Annotated in this window: 12 protein-coding genes; all 12 read right to left on the bottom strand. The window is 58.1% G+C overall.

Translation table 11 applies throughout. The annotated features are described in order from the left end of the window. Positions 1–4: 4 nt before the first annotated feature. Entirely contained in the window at positions 5–892 is an 888-nt protein-coding gene (gene rfbD, locus Q7V46_RS05035; protein ID WP_304912419.1) for a dTDP-4-dehydrorhamnose reductase, read from the bottom strand. Then, positions 889–1,953, bottom strand: coding sequence for a dTDP-glucose 4,6-dehydratase (gene rfbB / locus Q7V46_RS05030; RefSeq protein ID WP_304912418.1), 1,065 nt, complete (start codon positions 1,951–1,953; stop codon positions 889–891). The genes rfbD and rfbB overlap by 4 nt, the downstream gene beginning before the upstream one ends. 66 nt (positions 1,954–2,019) lie before the next feature. Beyond that, a complete protein-coding gene (locus Q7V46_RS05025; protein ID WP_304912417.1) occupies positions 2,020–2,709 on the bottom strand; it encodes a glycosyltransferase family 2 protein in 690 nt (229 codons plus the stop codon). Between the two features lie 62 nt (positions 2,710–2,771). Continuing rightward, complete coding sequence (locus tag Q7V46_RS05020) at positions 2,772–3,800, bottom strand: glycosyltransferase family 2 protein (protein WP_304912502.1); 1,029 nt, start codon at positions 3,798–3,800, stop codon at positions 2,772–2,774. Continuing rightward, positions 3,797–4,732 carry a glycosyltransferase family 2 protein gene (locus Q7V46_RS05015; RefSeq protein WP_304912416.1) on the bottom strand — a complete coding sequence of 312 codons (936 nt, stop codon included), beginning with the start codon at positions 4,730–4,732 and terminating at the stop codon, positions 3,797–3,799. Before Q7V46_RS05015 ends, Q7V46_RS05020 begins: the two co-directional genes overlap by 4 nt. Continuing rightward, positions 4,729–6,603, bottom strand: coding sequence for a glycosyltransferase (locus Q7V46_RS05010; RefSeq protein WP_304912501.1), 1,875 nt, complete (start codon positions 6,601–6,603; stop codon positions 4,729–4,731). The genes Q7V46_RS05015 and Q7V46_RS05010 overlap by 4 nt, the downstream gene beginning before the upstream one ends. A gap of 205 nt (positions 6,604–6,808) precedes the next feature. Continuing rightward, on the bottom strand, positions 6,809–7,450 hold the full coding sequence (locus Q7V46_RS05005; protein WP_304912415.1) for a hypothetical protein: 642 nt from the start codon (positions 7,448–7,450) through the stop codon (positions 6,809–6,811). Positions 7,451–7,485: 35 nt separating this feature from the next. Beyond that, complete coding sequence (locus Q7V46_RS05000) at positions 7,486–9,060, bottom strand: glycosyltransferase family 39 protein (RefSeq protein ID WP_304912414.1); 1,575 nt, start codon at positions 9,058–9,060, stop codon at positions 7,486–7,488. A gap of 235 nt (positions 9,061–9,295) precedes the next feature. Next, entirely contained in the window at positions 9,296–10,270 is a 975-nt protein-coding gene (locus tag Q7V46_RS04995; RefSeq protein WP_304912413.1) for a lysylphosphatidylglycerol synthase transmembrane domain-containing protein, read from the bottom strand. A gap of 108 nt (positions 10,271–10,378) precedes the next feature. Beyond that, positions 10,379–11,698: an NAD(P)/FAD-dependent oxidoreductase gene (locus Q7V46_RS04990; RefSeq protein WP_304912412.1), complete on the bottom strand. Its 1,320-nt coding sequence runs from the start codon at positions 11,696–11,698 to the stop codon at positions 10,379–10,381. A gap of 73 nt (positions 11,699–11,771) precedes the next feature. After that, complete coding sequence (locus Q7V46_RS04985) at positions 11,772–12,833, bottom strand: glycosyltransferase (protein WP_304912411.1); 1,062 nt, start codon at positions 12,831–12,833, stop codon at positions 11,772–11,774. An 82-nt stretch (positions 12,834–12,915) separates the two neighbouring features. Next, positions 12,916–14,772 (bottom strand): GDSL-type esterase/lipase family protein, encoded by a 1,857-nt coding sequence (locus Q7V46_RS04980; RefSeq protein ID WP_304912410.1) that lies wholly within the window; start codon positions 14,770–14,772, stop codon positions 12,916–12,918. Positions 14,773–14,825: the final 53 nt, after the last annotated feature.

Below are 14,825 nucleotides of genomic sequence, written 5' to 3'. Positions count from 1 at the left end.
GTCTTCACAGGATTTGTTGAAGGATGTGGCTCACGCCTTGCTGCCAGTGAGGCAGTTGCAGGCCAAAGGTGCTCTGGAAGAGCGAAGTGTCCATACGCGAGTTTTGGGGGCGCTTGGCTGGCGTGGGGTATGCCGATGCCGGGATCGGCAGCACCCGTTCGGGTGTGGCCTTGATCGCTTTGCCCGCCTTGACCGCTTCGCCAATCACGAACCGGGCGTATTCGTGCCACGATGTTTCGCCACCGGCCGCCAGGTGGTAGGTGCCGAAGGGGAATGCGTTGGTGCCTTCGCGCTGGAGCTGGCGCGCAAGGTGCGCGGTCACGTCGGCCAGCAGGGCGGCGGAGGTGGGCGCGCCGAACTGATCGGCCACCACCTTGAGCTCGTCTCGCTCAGCTGCCAGCCTGAGCATGGTCTTGGCAAAATTGCCGCCATGTGCGCCCACCACCCAGCTGGTGCGCAGGATCACATGGTGCGGTGTGGCCTGGGCCAGCGCGCGTTCGCCATCGAGCTTGGTCTGCCCGTATACCGATTGCGGACCCACCGCATCGGATTCCTTGTACGGCGTGGCCTGGTTGCCATCAAACACGTAGTCGGTTGAAAAGTGGATCACGGCCGCGCCCAGACTCTCGGCCTCTTCGCCCATGACGCCTGGCGCCACCGTGTTCACCGCCCTGGCTTTCTCCTTCTCGGACTCTGCACGGTCGACCGCCGTGTAGGCCGCCGGGTTGACGATCAATTGTGGTTTGACAGACTGGATAAGGGCACGCAAGGCATTCGCGTCAGACAGATCACAGTCTGCCGAGCCAACCGCATGCACCGTGCCCAGCGGCGCCAGCGCGCGCTGCAGCTCGAACCCCACCTGGCCGTTCTTGCCCGTCAACAGGATGTTCATGCGGTGGCCCCGTACTGCTTGCCGATCCAGTTGCGGTAGTCGCCGCTTTGCACCGCCGCGACCCAGGCAGTGTTATCAAGGTACCACTGCACGGTTTTGCGGATGCCGGTCTCGAAGGTTTCGGCGGGCTTCCAGCCGAGTTCCTGGTGGATCTTGTTGGCGTCGATCGCGTAACGGCGGTCGTGCCCGGGACGGTCCTTGACGTAGGTGATCTGGCTGGCGTAGGGCTTGCCATCGGCACGGGGGCTCAGTTCGTCGAGCAGCGCACACACGGTGTTGACGATCTCAATGTTGGGCTTTTCGTTCCAGCCACCCACGTTGTAGGTTTCACCGATGCGACCGGCTTCAAGCACCCGGCGGATGGCGCTGCAGTGGTCTTTCACGTACAGCCAGTCCCGGATCTGCATGCCGTCGCCATACACCGGCAGCGGCTTGCCAGCCAGAGCGTTGACGATCATCAGCGGAATGAGCTTTTCGGGGAAGTGGTACGGGCCGTAGTTGTTGGAACAGTTGGTGGTCAGCACCGGCAGGCCGTAGGTGTGGTGGTAGGCGCGCACCAGGTGGTCGCTGGCGGCTTTGCTGGCCGAATAGGGGCTGTTGGGTTCGTAGGCCGTGGTTTCCGTGAAGGGGGCATCCCCCGCACCCAGTGTGCCGTAGACCTCGTCGGTGGACACGTGCAGAAAGCGGAAATCGGTCTTGGCTGCACCCTCCAGGCCGCCCCAGTAGGCCCGCACCGCTTCCAACAGGTGAAAGGTGCCGACCACGTTGGTCTGGATGAAGTCTTCGGGCCCATGGATGGATCGGTCCACATGGCTTTCGGCTGCAAAATTGACGATGGCGCGTGGCTGGTGTTCCGCCAGTAGCGCGTCAACCAGCGTGCGGTCACCAATGTCGCCGTGCACGAACACGTGGCGGGCATCGCCTTGCAGGCTCTCCAGGCTTTGCAGGTTGCCTGCGTAGGTCAGCTTGTCGAGGTTGACGACTGGCTCGTTGTTCTGGGCGAGCCAGTCGAGCACGAAGTTGGCGCCAATGAAGCCAGCGGCTCCGGTCACGAAAATCATCAAGAACTCCTGTAGGGTGTAGGGCAAAGATGCCCCGCCTCAATGCGAAGAATGGGGTTGGGTCTACTAACCACGATCTACCGTGGTGTGAGGCAGCCGCCAGAGGTGTTTGGCAAAAAAACGGACCATGCTGGCGGCATGCCATGCCATGTAGCGAGGCTTTCGGCGGCTGGCTCGTTGTGCGGCATGTACAACCACTGCGCTCGGGCTCACCGCGACTTTCCAGCCTGTCTTCCAGAGGCGTGCGCAAATGTCCACATCTTCGTAGTAGAGGTGGAATTTATCATCGAAGCCTCCCACAGAGCGAAATGCGGATGCCCGGAACACAAGGAACATGCCTGCATTCCAGTCCACCGGTATGGGTTTGTTCTGCGGCCCTGGCACAAGTGGCATACGGCCATCATGACCGCCAAGTGCCTTGCGCAGCAGCCCGGCAGGTGCCGGAAATTGCCGGGCGCTGTCTTCTGCTTGTCCGCTGGGGTTGATCACCCGGGGCGCGATCACGCCGATGCTGGGATCCTCGTGCATGCAGCTGATCAAGGTCGGAAACGGATCCTGTGTCAGGCGAATGTCTGGATTGGCAACGCAGAAGAACTCTTCTTCGCAGTAGCGGAACGCCTGATTGTGATTGGCACCAAAACCCAATGGATGGGCATTGGTGATGTGCTTGACCGGCAAGCCGCCGGTCAGAAAGGCCTCTTGTTCAGGGATATTCTTTGTAAGCACAAGTTGCTGCGGATGCGTGGCATGGTTCAAGTCGTCCAGCAACAGGTTGGCCAGGCCGGCTTGACCGTGGCTGACGACTGAGAGGCAGAGGCTCATAGGTGCCGCAATGTCTTGAAGAGCAGGCGCTGCAGCGGAGGAAAATGAATGCCCATCCCGCAGGCGAATCGGACCGTGATGCGCCCACCCAGCGGCAGCCGATGCCCAAAATAGTCCTTGAATGCCTTCGCCTGGCGGGCGGTGTTCTGGAACGCTTCATTGTGCTCGTCGTCGAACATTCGCTGGGACATGATCACCAGCACGCGCATGACGTGATAGATGTTCTTGGGTAACGAGGCCAGACCGGGCTTCATTTGGTAGCGATGGCGCTGCGTCCATTCTTTGGCACCAATGGTGTTGTTGCCGTGTTGGCGATAGTCCGCCAGGGTCTCTTCCAGATACACCCGGCGTCCAAAGGCACTGGCCACGAGCGATATCCACCAGTCGTGCATGATCGCTGCGGGTGGCACCGGGGTGCTGAGCTCCAGCAATGCCCGGTTCATCAGGGCGGTGCAACCCGTGACCGTATTGCTGATGAGCTGGGCAGCCAGGCTGTCGAGCTCCGGGCGCAATCCCTGGTACGAAGCCATGGATGGCGCAATTTCGCGACCGTTCTCATCAACGACCCGAAGGTCACCGTGGACCAGCGCCGGCTCAGATGTGTGATTCGTTTCGAGCGACAGCATCTCATCCAAAAGACGCGCGAGTTTTTGCGGGTGCCAGATGTCGTCTTGGTCAGCCAGGGCAAAGTAGCTGATGAGGCCGGTCTGAGCGGCGTTTTCCGTCAAACGCAGGGCTGCTTCCATCAGACAAGAAAAGCTGCCTCTTGCCCCAAGGTTGCCGAGGGAGTCCTGCAACAGGACAAATCTTTCGGGGTGGAGACTGGCGTACTCTGCGACGATCTGGGGTGAGTCATCGCGAGACCCGTCGTCACGGCACAGAATGAGGGTGTTTTCGAAACTCTGCGCCAGGATGGAGTCCAGCTGCGGACGCAGGAACTTCGCACCGTTATACAGGGGCAACAAGACGACGATGCGCGCATTGACCTGCGTGGGGTGGGGGGTAAGGCGGGCCTGAATCGTCATGTGAGTTGCTTTACATCGCGCAGCGCCCGCCGCAGACTTAGCCAGAATGCTTTTCTTTCCCGAGAAACCGCCAGAAGATACAGAGACTTGAGGACAAAGCGGGTGGTGTCCTTGATGCGCCATACCGTTGGGGTGTAGGGCTGTTGGTGCAGATGAAGACGGTTGCGGGTGGAGTAGTAGTAGCGCAGCGCACTGTGCTGTACCACGATGCCGTGGCGGACCAGCGGATTGCTGCTGTCTTCTCCTATGCGGTGCTGCAGGGTGGCGTGATCTGTGCCATAAAGCTCGAAGCCGCTGGCACGGGCACGGAAGCACCATTCAAGATCGACGTTGTCAATAAAGTAGTCGCTGCGCATGGCACCGATGCGACCAAGTGCAACCATTGAAATGAGCGAACCTGAAGTGATGAGAAAGGCGGTTTCGATCAGGTCTGCATCGGCGCGCACGCGCGTTTCCTTCTTTTCCAGCAGACGATGAAAGGTCCTGAAGGGCATTCTTCGCCCGGAACGGGGCTCCACCAGACGGGGGCCAATGGCGGCGACGTGGTCAGGCTTCACCCGTTGCGCTTCACCCCATGCGCGCAGCATGCGACTCACGAAATCAGGGCCAATGCTGCTGTCCTGGTCAAACAACAAGGCCAGCTCGTGCCCATGGATCTTTACCTTGTCCAGAGCCACATTCAGCGCTGCGGCCTGTCCAATGTTGCGCCCATTCTCGATGAAGCCCAGTGCGTGCAATTTGCCGTTCAGAACCGCCTGAATCTCGCCTGAGTTTGAGGAGCCGTTGTCGATGACGATGAAGTCGCAGCCTGCGGCGTCCAGTTGCTCCAGCAGCGGGGTGAGCACCGGAAGCTCCGGTTGGTAGGTCACCACGATGGCGCACACACGGGGTTCGGCAAAGGGCGCACCCAAATGGGCTGGTACTTCGGTCATTGAAGACGCCAATTCAGGGAGAAGTCTCCGTCGGGGGACAGGTTGCGGTTGTAGGCGGGGTCGGGCAGTCGACGAGTCCACTTGGCTTCCCAGGCTCGGCGGCGGGTGCCAAATGGGCCCAGCTCGGTCAGTAAGTTTGCGCGGCCGGCAAACCGCAGGTCGTTGAAGCGTATCTCCACCTCGGGCGTCCAGACGTTGGCAAGGCCCTGGTGATGAAGCGCCAGGGATTTGTCGACCAGGTCGAGCCGCCCGCCAAAGGCGGTGCCGAAGGGAGCCGGTCCGCTCAGCAGTTCACGCCGGGCAACGACCAACGCGGGTGAAACCGCCGTGAACGATTGTTGGAGGATTGCACGGCCGGCGTAGCCCGTCATGTAGGTGAACAAGCCCTTGTGGGCATGCACAGCGCGCATGTCATCGGTGAAGAGGATGCCGCCGTGATCAAAAATGTCCTTGAGTCCGGCTCCATCGACAACTCGAGGTGCCGCAAAGCCCACTCTGGGTTGGCCTGCGATGCGGGCCAGTTCCTCCAGCCAGGCTTCGCTGGCTTTGATCAGCGGCATGGTGAGAATGGCAACAAAGTGGCCCTTGGCATGCGCCATCATCGCGTTGAGCCTTTGTGCCGGTGAAGCACTGGCGGGCACAGGAACCACTTGAATGCGAAGCGGTTCGCGCGCGTCGGTGGGCTGCAGCTGATCAGTGGACAAGCCGCGTGAACTCGCTACGACAATGTCGCAGGTCACGTCTCCCGCACACGCAATCAGGTCGGTCAGCATGGATCTGAGCTGGTCGGCGGGGTAGTCAAAACTGACCAAAATCGTGGCCGTTCGGGACTCTGGACGCCATGCATACCTGACCCGGTTGAAAGCCGGGAGGTATGTCGATGCAAGCACCTCTCCCGCAACGCCCATGCGTTCAAGGTGATCTTCCATGGCTTTGCGCGCAGCCGTGGATGTGTAGGTTTTTTCCGATTGCGCCAGGGCGGTACTGCCCTGTATGGCGCGCCAGTGGTACAGCACCTCAGGAATGTGAACCACCTGGGAGGGTTGGATTTTTTCCAGTATGCGCAGCGCAAGATCCCAGTCTTGCGAACCTTCCAGGCCCTCGCGAAATCCTCCCACATCAGTGACAAGACTGCGCCTGTAGACCCCCAGATGGCTGATCAGGTTGTGGCCGATGAACAGGTCGTAGTTGAAGTCGGGTTTGAAATATGCCCCCAGCCGCCGGCTGCCTGACTCGTCGATGCGGTCCTCATCAGAGAAGATGATGCCTGCATCCGGATGCTCCTGGATGCATGCAACGACCCTTTCCAGGGCATGGGGGGGTATCAGGTCGTCCTGATCCAGCAGAACGATGAATTCCCCCGATGCCAAGGCCAATGCAGAGTTGCTACAAGCGGATATGTGGCCATTGCGCTCGCGGAGGTGAATGCGAATGTTGGTGTGCTGTTTTCGCAGGTCTTCCAGGTAGGCCGTCAGGCTCTCGTCGTTGGACGCATCGTCGGCGATACACAGTTCCCAGTTGGAATATGACTGGGACATCACAGAATCTATTGCTTCTTTGAGCAAATGAAGAGGCGGGCGGTACACCGGAAGCACCACCGACAGCAAGGGGCCTGCACGATCAAAAGAGGGGGGCGAGTCTGTTGGTGCGTGCTTGCGACGCTGTTCGAACCATGCCGCATAGTCGTTGCGGTCGTTTGCGCCCGAACCGGGGCCAGGATTGTTCTCGTAATTTGCGAGGTGCCGAAAGTAGCCCCAGCCATAGGCGCGAAACTCGCGCCACCATTCGCAAGCCTGTGGATACCAGCCGCCCCTTCTGGCAACCTCGCCTGGCAGAAGCCGCCACCCATGCCGGAGCCCGAGGATCCACATGGCAGGGGCTCTGATCACGGCAGACGCTCGCCAGATCGTGGATCCTTTCACGGCAGCCAGTTCTGTCTTGATCCGCTCGAGCTCCTGCTCCAGAGCAGAGATTTCTGCGCGCAGTGCGCGTTCTGATTTGGATATCTCGCTGGCAGCCTCTTCTGCAGCCGAAGATTTCAATTTCTGGGCGGATGCATCGATATTCGGCGCCTCCCTAGACATTTTTCTGTTCCGCATGTTCAGAAAAGCGCAGGGTCAGAGAAAAGAGAGCGATGAGAACCGCCGAGAACAGAAGAAAAACATAAGAGAAAATCTTGAACCATCCAGCGTCTTTGGCGATATTCAGATGCAGAACCAACGTTTGCGTTGTTGCTGTTCCATTCACCATCACAGTCGGACTTCCGGGTTTTGAGCTGAATACCGCACTGACGGCAGAGCCGGGCGCACTGTCAATCCCCTTGATTTCCAGATAGACGGTTTGCTCTTGCAACGTGTTGAAAGGCACTTGGTCGAAGCAAATAGAGCGCAACTTGTTGTCTTCCACGTCCTGAGCTTGCAGAGATACTGATTGCAATGTCTTGTCTGTCAACAGAGTCACCAAAATGCTGCCGCGATTCTTTCTGTTGGCATAGTTGACGAATTGCAGATCGACACACACAGGGAAATGAAGCTCATTGGGACGCAGCTCGCTTTCAACCGGGGTAATCATCTGAAGAAAAACACTTCCCGCTACGATTTCAGGTGAGGGCTGCATGCCGGGCCAGTTTGCCGGAAGCGTGTTCGCGGGCTTATAGTCAAATTGATCAATGTACGGCTTGCTGAAAATGGTGAATGCCGCCATCATGATCAATGCCACGAGAAAAAAATGGAGTCTTAAAGAAGGTAAAGCCTTCATAGACGCACTGCCTCAAAAAATGGAATGACATGCTGCACATAGGTATATGTTTCAGCCAGCACCAGCAAGATGAGCACCCACAAAAAATGCTGGCTGCGAAACTTTATTGACTGCAGTGCTATGGCAGCCGACACCAACATGATCGGCAAGTAGGAGAAGAAGTATCGACCCTGCACACCTCTCATTTCGCCAATAATCACATAGGCTATGTGCGCTTGCCTGATGAACAATATGCCGAACAGTAAAAATACCAGCAATCCGTATTGCACAAGCCGTGTGCGCGCATTTGACGTGGAGGCCAGAACAACCAGAGAAAGAGGGGCCAAAAGAACAGGGAGCAGCGTCAAAAAGCTGACCATGTATCCGGCAAAAAAGCCTGGTTGCCGATACAGATGCAGGAAGCCTGCGATGAAAAACAATGCACCTGCGAAAACAGCCGATATGCCGAGAAGCGGCATAAAAAACCCCGGAGTTCTTGCCAACGAATTTTCAATGAACGCGTGCAAAGATGGGTCGCGTTGGCCAGGGTCCCTGAGTATCTGCTTCTTTGGAAAGCTCTTCAAGATATAGAGGGCCACCACAAGTGCGACGGCTGCGGTGATCATCAAAAATCCAAAAAACGGTTCGTTGTTGACGTGCGTGATTTGGGTGCCAACACAAAGGTGAATCAGTTCAGGCGTCTGGCAATAGCCAGAAAAACCAAAGAGAGCATAAAAGTGAACCCAAATGAAGTAAAAAAATGGTTCGCTACTCAAAAATTGAAGAACGGTTGCGTCTGGAAGGGCCAGCGGGGGCGTGTCGATACCGATGTAGAAGGGTGTTCCGAAATTGACAAAATTCCTGAGCATCCACCAAGCAGGTGCTGCAAATGCAACCATTGAAATGCCCACTGCGTGAAGTAGCCAGCGACGCCAAGGGACCTCAAGCTCGTACAGCATGATGGCTACGTAGCCTGCAATCATGATCCAGGCGGTCATTTTGGTTGCGCCAGCCATCGTTAACCACAACGCAGTGGAGTATGCATCTGCGATTCGCTGGTGCAAGACGAAACGCACCAGATGCAGGGTGGCCAAGGCACACAGCAGAAGAAGAAATATATCGTTCGTGATGCCCGCTGACAAATTGCTCAGCGTGGGGATAAATGCTATCGATGAAGCCAGCAGAATGCTTTGATTTTTTTGTAGCCCCAGATCCTGAAATGTTCGGAAAAGAACCAATACCGCCAGACCCAGTGACAATGCTGATACCAGTCTGGTAAACCGAATGTGGTACCAACGATCATCTGTTGCTGCCCTGGCCAACGCGTAGGGAATGGCTGCTGCTGCGTAATACAGGGGTGGGTGTTGAACGATGTAATTGTTTCGCGGAAGTACGGGAGACTCTGCTTTGTTTGGCGGCGCATCCATCCAGAGATCGTTTGGAATGGTTGAGCGGCCGAGCAAGGGAAAGAAATTTCCCGATGCAATGTCCTTGACATACGCGTAATGTCCAGACTCGTCGGGAATGTCAGCCGGCGGTATGACAAAAAAGGCGAGAAAAACCGATTTCATCGCAATCAGAGCGGCAATCAAGAAGGGAAGTCGCCATGATTTCATATTGTCCTGCCATACAGAATGCTAAAGTCTGTTGCGCAATCATTTTCTGTGTTGTCTGTCCTGAATCTGCAATAGAGATTTGTCATTGGCAAGCACGCGGCTGGGTGCTTGTTTCAAAGCTGACGTATGGCGTTTATCTGGCAAGCCTTGGTTCGAGGGCGGCAGTCTTCAAGAAGCTCGAGATTGTAAACCGCTGGATTTCAAAGCGACTTTATTGATTCGCATCATGATCGCCCGACAGATGACGTGGCCAGCGACGGGAAAGCACGCCGATCAAAAAAGCCAGACCGTCGCCGCCCACGCTGACCAGCCGCATGCTGAGGCCCAACCCCACGGCCACGCCTGGTCCTACCAGGGGGCTGAGCAAGACCACCATCATGGCTTCGCGAACGCCCAATCCTCCTGGTGCACCTGGCACGACATAACCCACCAGCCAGGCCGCGGTAAACAGGCAGGTCAGGGGCAGCCACGGCACTTCCTGGAGCTGAAAGAACCACTCGGCTTGCAGTTTCAGGCTGGCGCCCAACAGAAGAAAGCAGAACACCATCAGGGCCGAAACAGTCAAGGCAGTGACGGCTTTGGGTGGCGACACCAACTGGCCCCCGCCCACGCGCCGGCTGAGTCCTGGCGCAAGGCGGTTAACCAGCTGGATGCCTGCCCAGGGCAGAGCCAGCAGGAAAAGTGTGGCCAAAACGAATTCCAGCAGACCCAGCGAGGTGAATTGTGAGCTGGTGCCACTGTCCAGGTAAAAGATGAAGGCCATGGCCGAGAAACCTGCCCCTATGGCCAATGTCCAGGCGGTTTCTATCAACAAGGTGCTGGCAGTGATGCCGATGGGTACCCCGGCTTCGCGCGCCAGTACCGCTCTTCCTGCAAAGTGCCCAACATTGCCGGGTAGGTACTTGCCAATCTGAGAAATCGCTACGATCTGAATCGCTTTGGACAGGGGCAACGGCTGGGCCTGGTCGCGCAAAAGCAGGTGCCAGATGGCGCCGATCAGAAGTGCGGTAGCTGCAACGGCGAGGATGCCGAAGAGCAGGGCGGTGATGGCTTGGGGCCCCCAGGCAATGGGAGGAATGTCAGCCGTGCGGCGATGCAGTTCCCGTAAAAAATACAGGGCGGCCACCCCCACAATGACGTAGGAAATCCAGCGGAGCACATGCCGTGTTGGTCGATTCTCTTTCATGGCGACTTCGACGGGGACCGTTTGGGCGAAGTGCTCGCTCGCCCTTGGCATCGGGCCGAGTTCGAGCATTTGTGCTCGATCCACAAGCGAGGATTCGGCCTATACAAATCAGGTGGTCGATTCGTTGATCAGATCGGCGATGCGTTTGCCGCTCAGGATGCTGTGGTCCATGTTGTAGTACTGCCAGTCACCAAAGCGGCCGCAGGGGTGGATGTCCAGGCTCACGAGGTAGTCGTGAATGGTCTTCACGTTCTTCTCGTAGTCCAGGTCGTAAATCACATAGGCGGGGTCGACGGTCAGCACGTCGGCGGCAAGCACTTCGTCGTCCGGGCGCATGATCTTGGCCTTGACCAGGCCATCGATGGTGGCCTGGATGAGCGCCTCGCGACCTTGAACGCGCAGGGGCCGGTGCTTGGAGTAGGAGATCTCGCAGCAGACCGAACTGGTGCCCGGTGGGCAGGTCTTCTCAGACGCGTTGCGTGGGAAGCTGATGCGGTGGAAGATGAACTCTTCGGCCTCGTGGAAGTACAGCCAGTGGTAAGGGCTGATGTCGGGACGGTTGATGCCGATGTTCACGCACTCGATCTGGTTGAACTGCAGGCCGTTGATGGCATCCATCACGCGCTGCGGGATGTCGTCCATGAAGTGCGGAAGGTGGGTCAGCGACAGCGTGTAGACCAGGTTCTGGTAGCCCACCACCTTGCCGGTGTCGAAGGTGACCTGCTTGCTCTTCGGGTCGATCTTCGTGACGGTGTGGTTCAGGTGGATGTTGTTCACACCTTTGGCCAGTGCCACGGGCAGCGACTCGATCGCGCCTTCGATGGGGTACCAGAACTCCTGGTTGAAGCCGCTGCGGTCGTCTTCGTGCTGAAGCGCACCGCGCAGCACGGACTCGAAGTCGGGTTCTGGCACGCGGCGGTCGATCCAGCTGAAGTTCATGTGCTTGGGGTCGATGGTCCAGATGCGCTCTGCGTACGGAATCATCAGCTGTTCGGCGATGCCCTTGCCGAAGCGCCAGTACATCCATTCGCGGTAGTTCTGGGGCTTGGGGCGATCGGGGTCGCGCAACACATCCACAAGGCCGCTGAGGCATTCGATGATGTCCTTGGCAGGCAGGCCATGCAGGTGGGCTTGGTAAGGGAACTGTGTGTACAGGTCGTACTTGCCGTGGTAGATGAAGGCCTTGCGCTTCTTGATCTCGATATTGCCCTTGAGCAGGGTGTGGATCAGTTCGTGCGCGTACGGATTGACCGTGTACAGGATGTGAGGGGCGTAGTCGAACAGGAAGCCGTTGACCTCTTCAGAGCGGCACAGGCCACCGACTTCGTGCAGCTTCTCGTAGACCTGATAGTCGCCGTCTTTGAGGTGGTAGCCGGTGCTCAGGCCGGTGAGGCCAGCGCCGAGAATCAGGTTTTTCGTGTGTTCCATTCGGGTTCCTTTTTTTGGGTGTCTGTTTGGAGCTCAGGTGGAGCCCAGCGCGCCATAGGGGCAGCGAGTCGGTTCAGGTTGGGCGCTTGAGCACGCTGCGGATGATGCGGTCCAGGCTGTTGCCCAGTTGTTCGATGGTGCAATTGGCCTGGAAGGAAGCGTAGGCTTTCTTTGCCATTTCTTCCCGCAGCATCGGATTGGCCTGCAGTTCGAGAATGGCATTGGCCAGGGCCTGCGGATTCGCAGGCTCCACCAGAAACGCGTTCTCACGGTGTGTGAAGAGTTCCTGGATGGGTTGATTTTTGCGGGTGATCAGGGGTTTGGCCATGCCAATGGCCTCGATGGCCTTGTTGGTCATGACCAGCTGGGCCCTTGCATTGTCGCCAAAAATGCCCAGGCACACATCGGCACGGGCCATATACACGGCCAGGTCGGCGTAGGACACGGTGTCGACGAAGGTCACGTTTTTCAGGCCGAGGTCGCGACCGAGTTGCATGTCTTCATCGTAGGTGATGCCCTTGCCGATGATCTGGAAGTGCACGTTCTGGTCTTCCAGCAGCTTGGCAGCCTGCAGGATGATGCGCACGCCATGAAATGGCGAAAACTCTCCATGGAAATGAACCAGGAAGCCATCGTGTGGTCGGTCGGCTTCGCGGGGATAGATGGCCGAGTCGTCCACGGCGAGAAACAGGCGCTCCAGCTTGTGGGTGTCGCTGCCGATGACCTTGCCAAAGTGCTCGATGGCGTGGTGGGTGTCCAGGATGGAAACGTTCGCCATCTTGTACGACAGCCAGTCGCTGAATGCGTAGATGCGCGCCATGAACGTTCCAGGCCGTGTCTTCTGGCGATCGAACACCATGGTCTCGTAGGTACCGATGTACATGTCGAAGACGATTGGCTTCCAGGTCAGCAGCCGGATGAACGGGACCAGCAACTGGCCATAGAAACCGACCAGCACCACGTCACACTGCGGCGCCTTCAGCAGGGTGTTCCAGAGCAACCGCGGATAGTTCTTGAACGACCGGTCGGGCGGGAGGCAGGTGATGACTTCATGACCCTTTTCGCGCAACGCGCGCAGCACGATTCGGGTCCGCGAGTAGGTCTCTTCCCGCCCCGCTACATAGAGAATTTTCATGTTCTGAAGAAATCGCCGTCCGTTGGACTGTGAAAAATGAGTGATTGGTGGTCGATTGCCGAGAACGGAGATGCGAACGATCTCAGAATTTCATGTTCGCCTGCAGGCTCACGCGCTGTCCCTGCTTCAGGTCGCCCGTATCGGTGGCGTAGAAGGCTTGCACGTTGAGGTTCGGCGCGAGTGACACGGCAGCATTGAAACCGATCTGTGTGCGGTTGATCTTGGGTCGGGTGAACATTTCGCGCTGTACAGCGCCATAGGCGCCGAATCCGCCAGTTTCCTGCATGGACACGCCCATGGCATCTCGGTGCAGGCTGACGAGGTGGTTGATGCCTGCACCCAGGGTCATGCTGCGACGCTTTCCCAGATCAATCGGATCGGAGCGGAGGTCGAGGCCAAAGCCGGAAAGCCATTCGCTGGATTTGCTGGACGAGTACCTGACGTCGGTGGTGTAGATCGACTGCGCAGTTTGCGCGTCCAGCTTGTGGGTCAGGTGGGTGAGCGACATCCATGGCGAAAGCGTCATGTTGCCGAGGCGGGTCGAATGGCGCAGGCGTTGTTCAAACGACCAGGTGGAGCCGGCACCGGCATTGGCCACGCGCAGGTCGAGCAGGTCGTCGTATTTGTAGCTGTCGAACTTCGTGCGCAGGAAGGTGGCCTGGGTGGTGAAGTCAAAGCCGCGCACCGCCTGGTGCCAGAACATCGTGGTGGCGTTGAAATCCGACTTCTGTGAGAAGGGCGTGTTTCGTTCGCTGAAGTAGCGAGGTGTGTGGCTGGTGTTGATGGCCATGCCAAACCGGTTCGAGTTGTTGCCCAGCTGTTGTTCGGGCTGGAAGCTCAGGGCCACGCCGCGTGTGTTGCTGTCTGTGAGGTTGAACTTGCCTGTCAGATCGACCCGGGCGGGGTTGGTCGACCCCGGGAACATTTCGTAGCGCGCTGGGCGGTAGGCCTCTTGCTCAAGATTGCCCATGGCGTGGACGGCGAAGCCCGATTTCGCTGCGTTTGGTCCGCTGTGGTTCAGCAGCAGCACACGGTTGTCGATGTCTTGATTCAGGCGCAACGCTGCTTCAGCGCCTGCATTGACCGTGCTGGCCCACTCCCAGCCGCGTGTGAGGTAGTGCTCGAAGGTGCGGGACATGACATCCTGCCCACGGCTGCCGAAATGGTTCAGATCGAGGTAGAGCGTGTCAATGAACGAACGTGCGTAGTCTCTCGTGGTGACATTGACGAAGCCGAAACGGGCTGGATCTTCGTAGATTCGATTGAACACGGTGAAGAGGTCGACGGCAACGATATTCGGATTGGCGTTGGCCTGCTCTGCTATGAAGTTGTTCCAGGCCACCACTTGGCTCGCGGTTCTGGGGTCGTTGCGTGGGTTGCGGCTCCAGTCATGGATCTGGGTGACAAAAATCCGGTTGTTTCCGTTGGTGGCACCCGCATTGATGAGGGTGTTGATGCCATCGAAGTAGCCTGCACGGGCAGACCGCAAGCCATCGGTGCTGCCATTGATGCCGATGTCGTTGTAGCCGAAATAGACCACGGACAGATCGCCATCGCCAATTGGGTTGTTCCCCCTGAGGGCCGAATTGACCTGGCGATCAAATGCGGTGGTGGTGCCTTTGGCCGCACGTGCCCCTCCAAGGGCGTAATTGTCGACCCTCTCGGCCCTTCCACGTTTCTGAAGCTCTGTGGCCCAGTTGATGGTGCCGCGTGTGTCGGTGTAGTCGAGCGCTGAATAGCTGTCGCCGAACACCCGCAGCGTTTTCACCTTGACTTGATCAAACGATGTCGCCTCCGGGGCGGCAAACGGGTTGCTGGCCAGGGCGCCCGGGGGCGCTTCGCCTGGGGCTTGGCCGCCGCCCGAGCCGGCGCATCCCGTGAGGGCGATACAGAGCATCACGGCAGCGTACAGGGCGGTCTGACGGAGGGGTGACTTCATGACGTGGATCTCGCGAAAAAAAGCTGGGTTTGGATGGCCGACCGATCAGGATT

It is taken from the genome of Hydrogenophaga sp., assembly GCF_030651625.1.
Classification (GTDB): domain Bacteria; phylum Pseudomonadota; class Gammaproteobacteria; order Burkholderiales; family Burkholderiaceae_C; genus Hydrogenophaga.
The sequence above is the reverse complement of the archived record's forward strand: the minus strand, read 5'-3'. Positions and strand labels throughout refer to the sequence as shown.

Excerpts from the sequence above, each read along its gene's own strand:
- rfbD (WP_304912419.1), bottom strand. The coding sequence starts at position 892 with ATGAACATCCTGTTGACGGGCAAGAACGGCCAGGTGGGGTTCGAGCTG.
- Q7V46_RS04985 (WP_304912411.1), bottom strand. The coding sequence starts at position 12,833 with ATGAAAATTCTCTATGTAGCGGGGCGGGAAGAGACCTACTCGCGGACC.
- Q7V46_RS04995 (WP_304912413.1), bottom strand. The coding sequence starts at position 10,270 with ATGAAAGAGAATCGACCAACACGGCATGTGCTCCGCTGGATTTCCTAC.
- Q7V46_RS05015 (WP_304912416.1), bottom strand. The coding sequence starts at position 4,732 with ATGACCGAAGTACCAGCCCATTTGGGTGCGCCCTTTGCCGAACCCCGT.
- Q7V46_RS05010 (WP_304912501.1), bottom strand. The coding sequence starts at position 6,603 with ATGTGGATCCTCGGGCTCCGGCATGGGTGGCGGCTTCTGCCAGGCGAG.
- Q7V46_RS04980 (WP_304912410.1), bottom strand. The coding sequence starts at position 14,772 with ATGAAGTCACCCCTCCGTCAGACCGCCCTGTACGCTGCCGTGATGCTC.
- Q7V46_RS05020 (WP_304912502.1), bottom strand. The coding sequence starts at position 3,800 with ATGACGATTCAGGCCCGCCTTACCCCCCACCCCACGCAGGTCAATGCG.
- Q7V46_RS04990 (WP_304912412.1), bottom strand. The coding sequence starts at position 11,698 with ATGGAACACACGAAAAACCTGATTCTCGGCGCTGGCCTCACCGGCCTG.
- rfbB (WP_304912418.1), bottom strand. The coding sequence starts at position 1,953 with ATGATTTTCGTGACCGGAGCCGCTGGCTTCATTGGCGCCAACTTCGTG.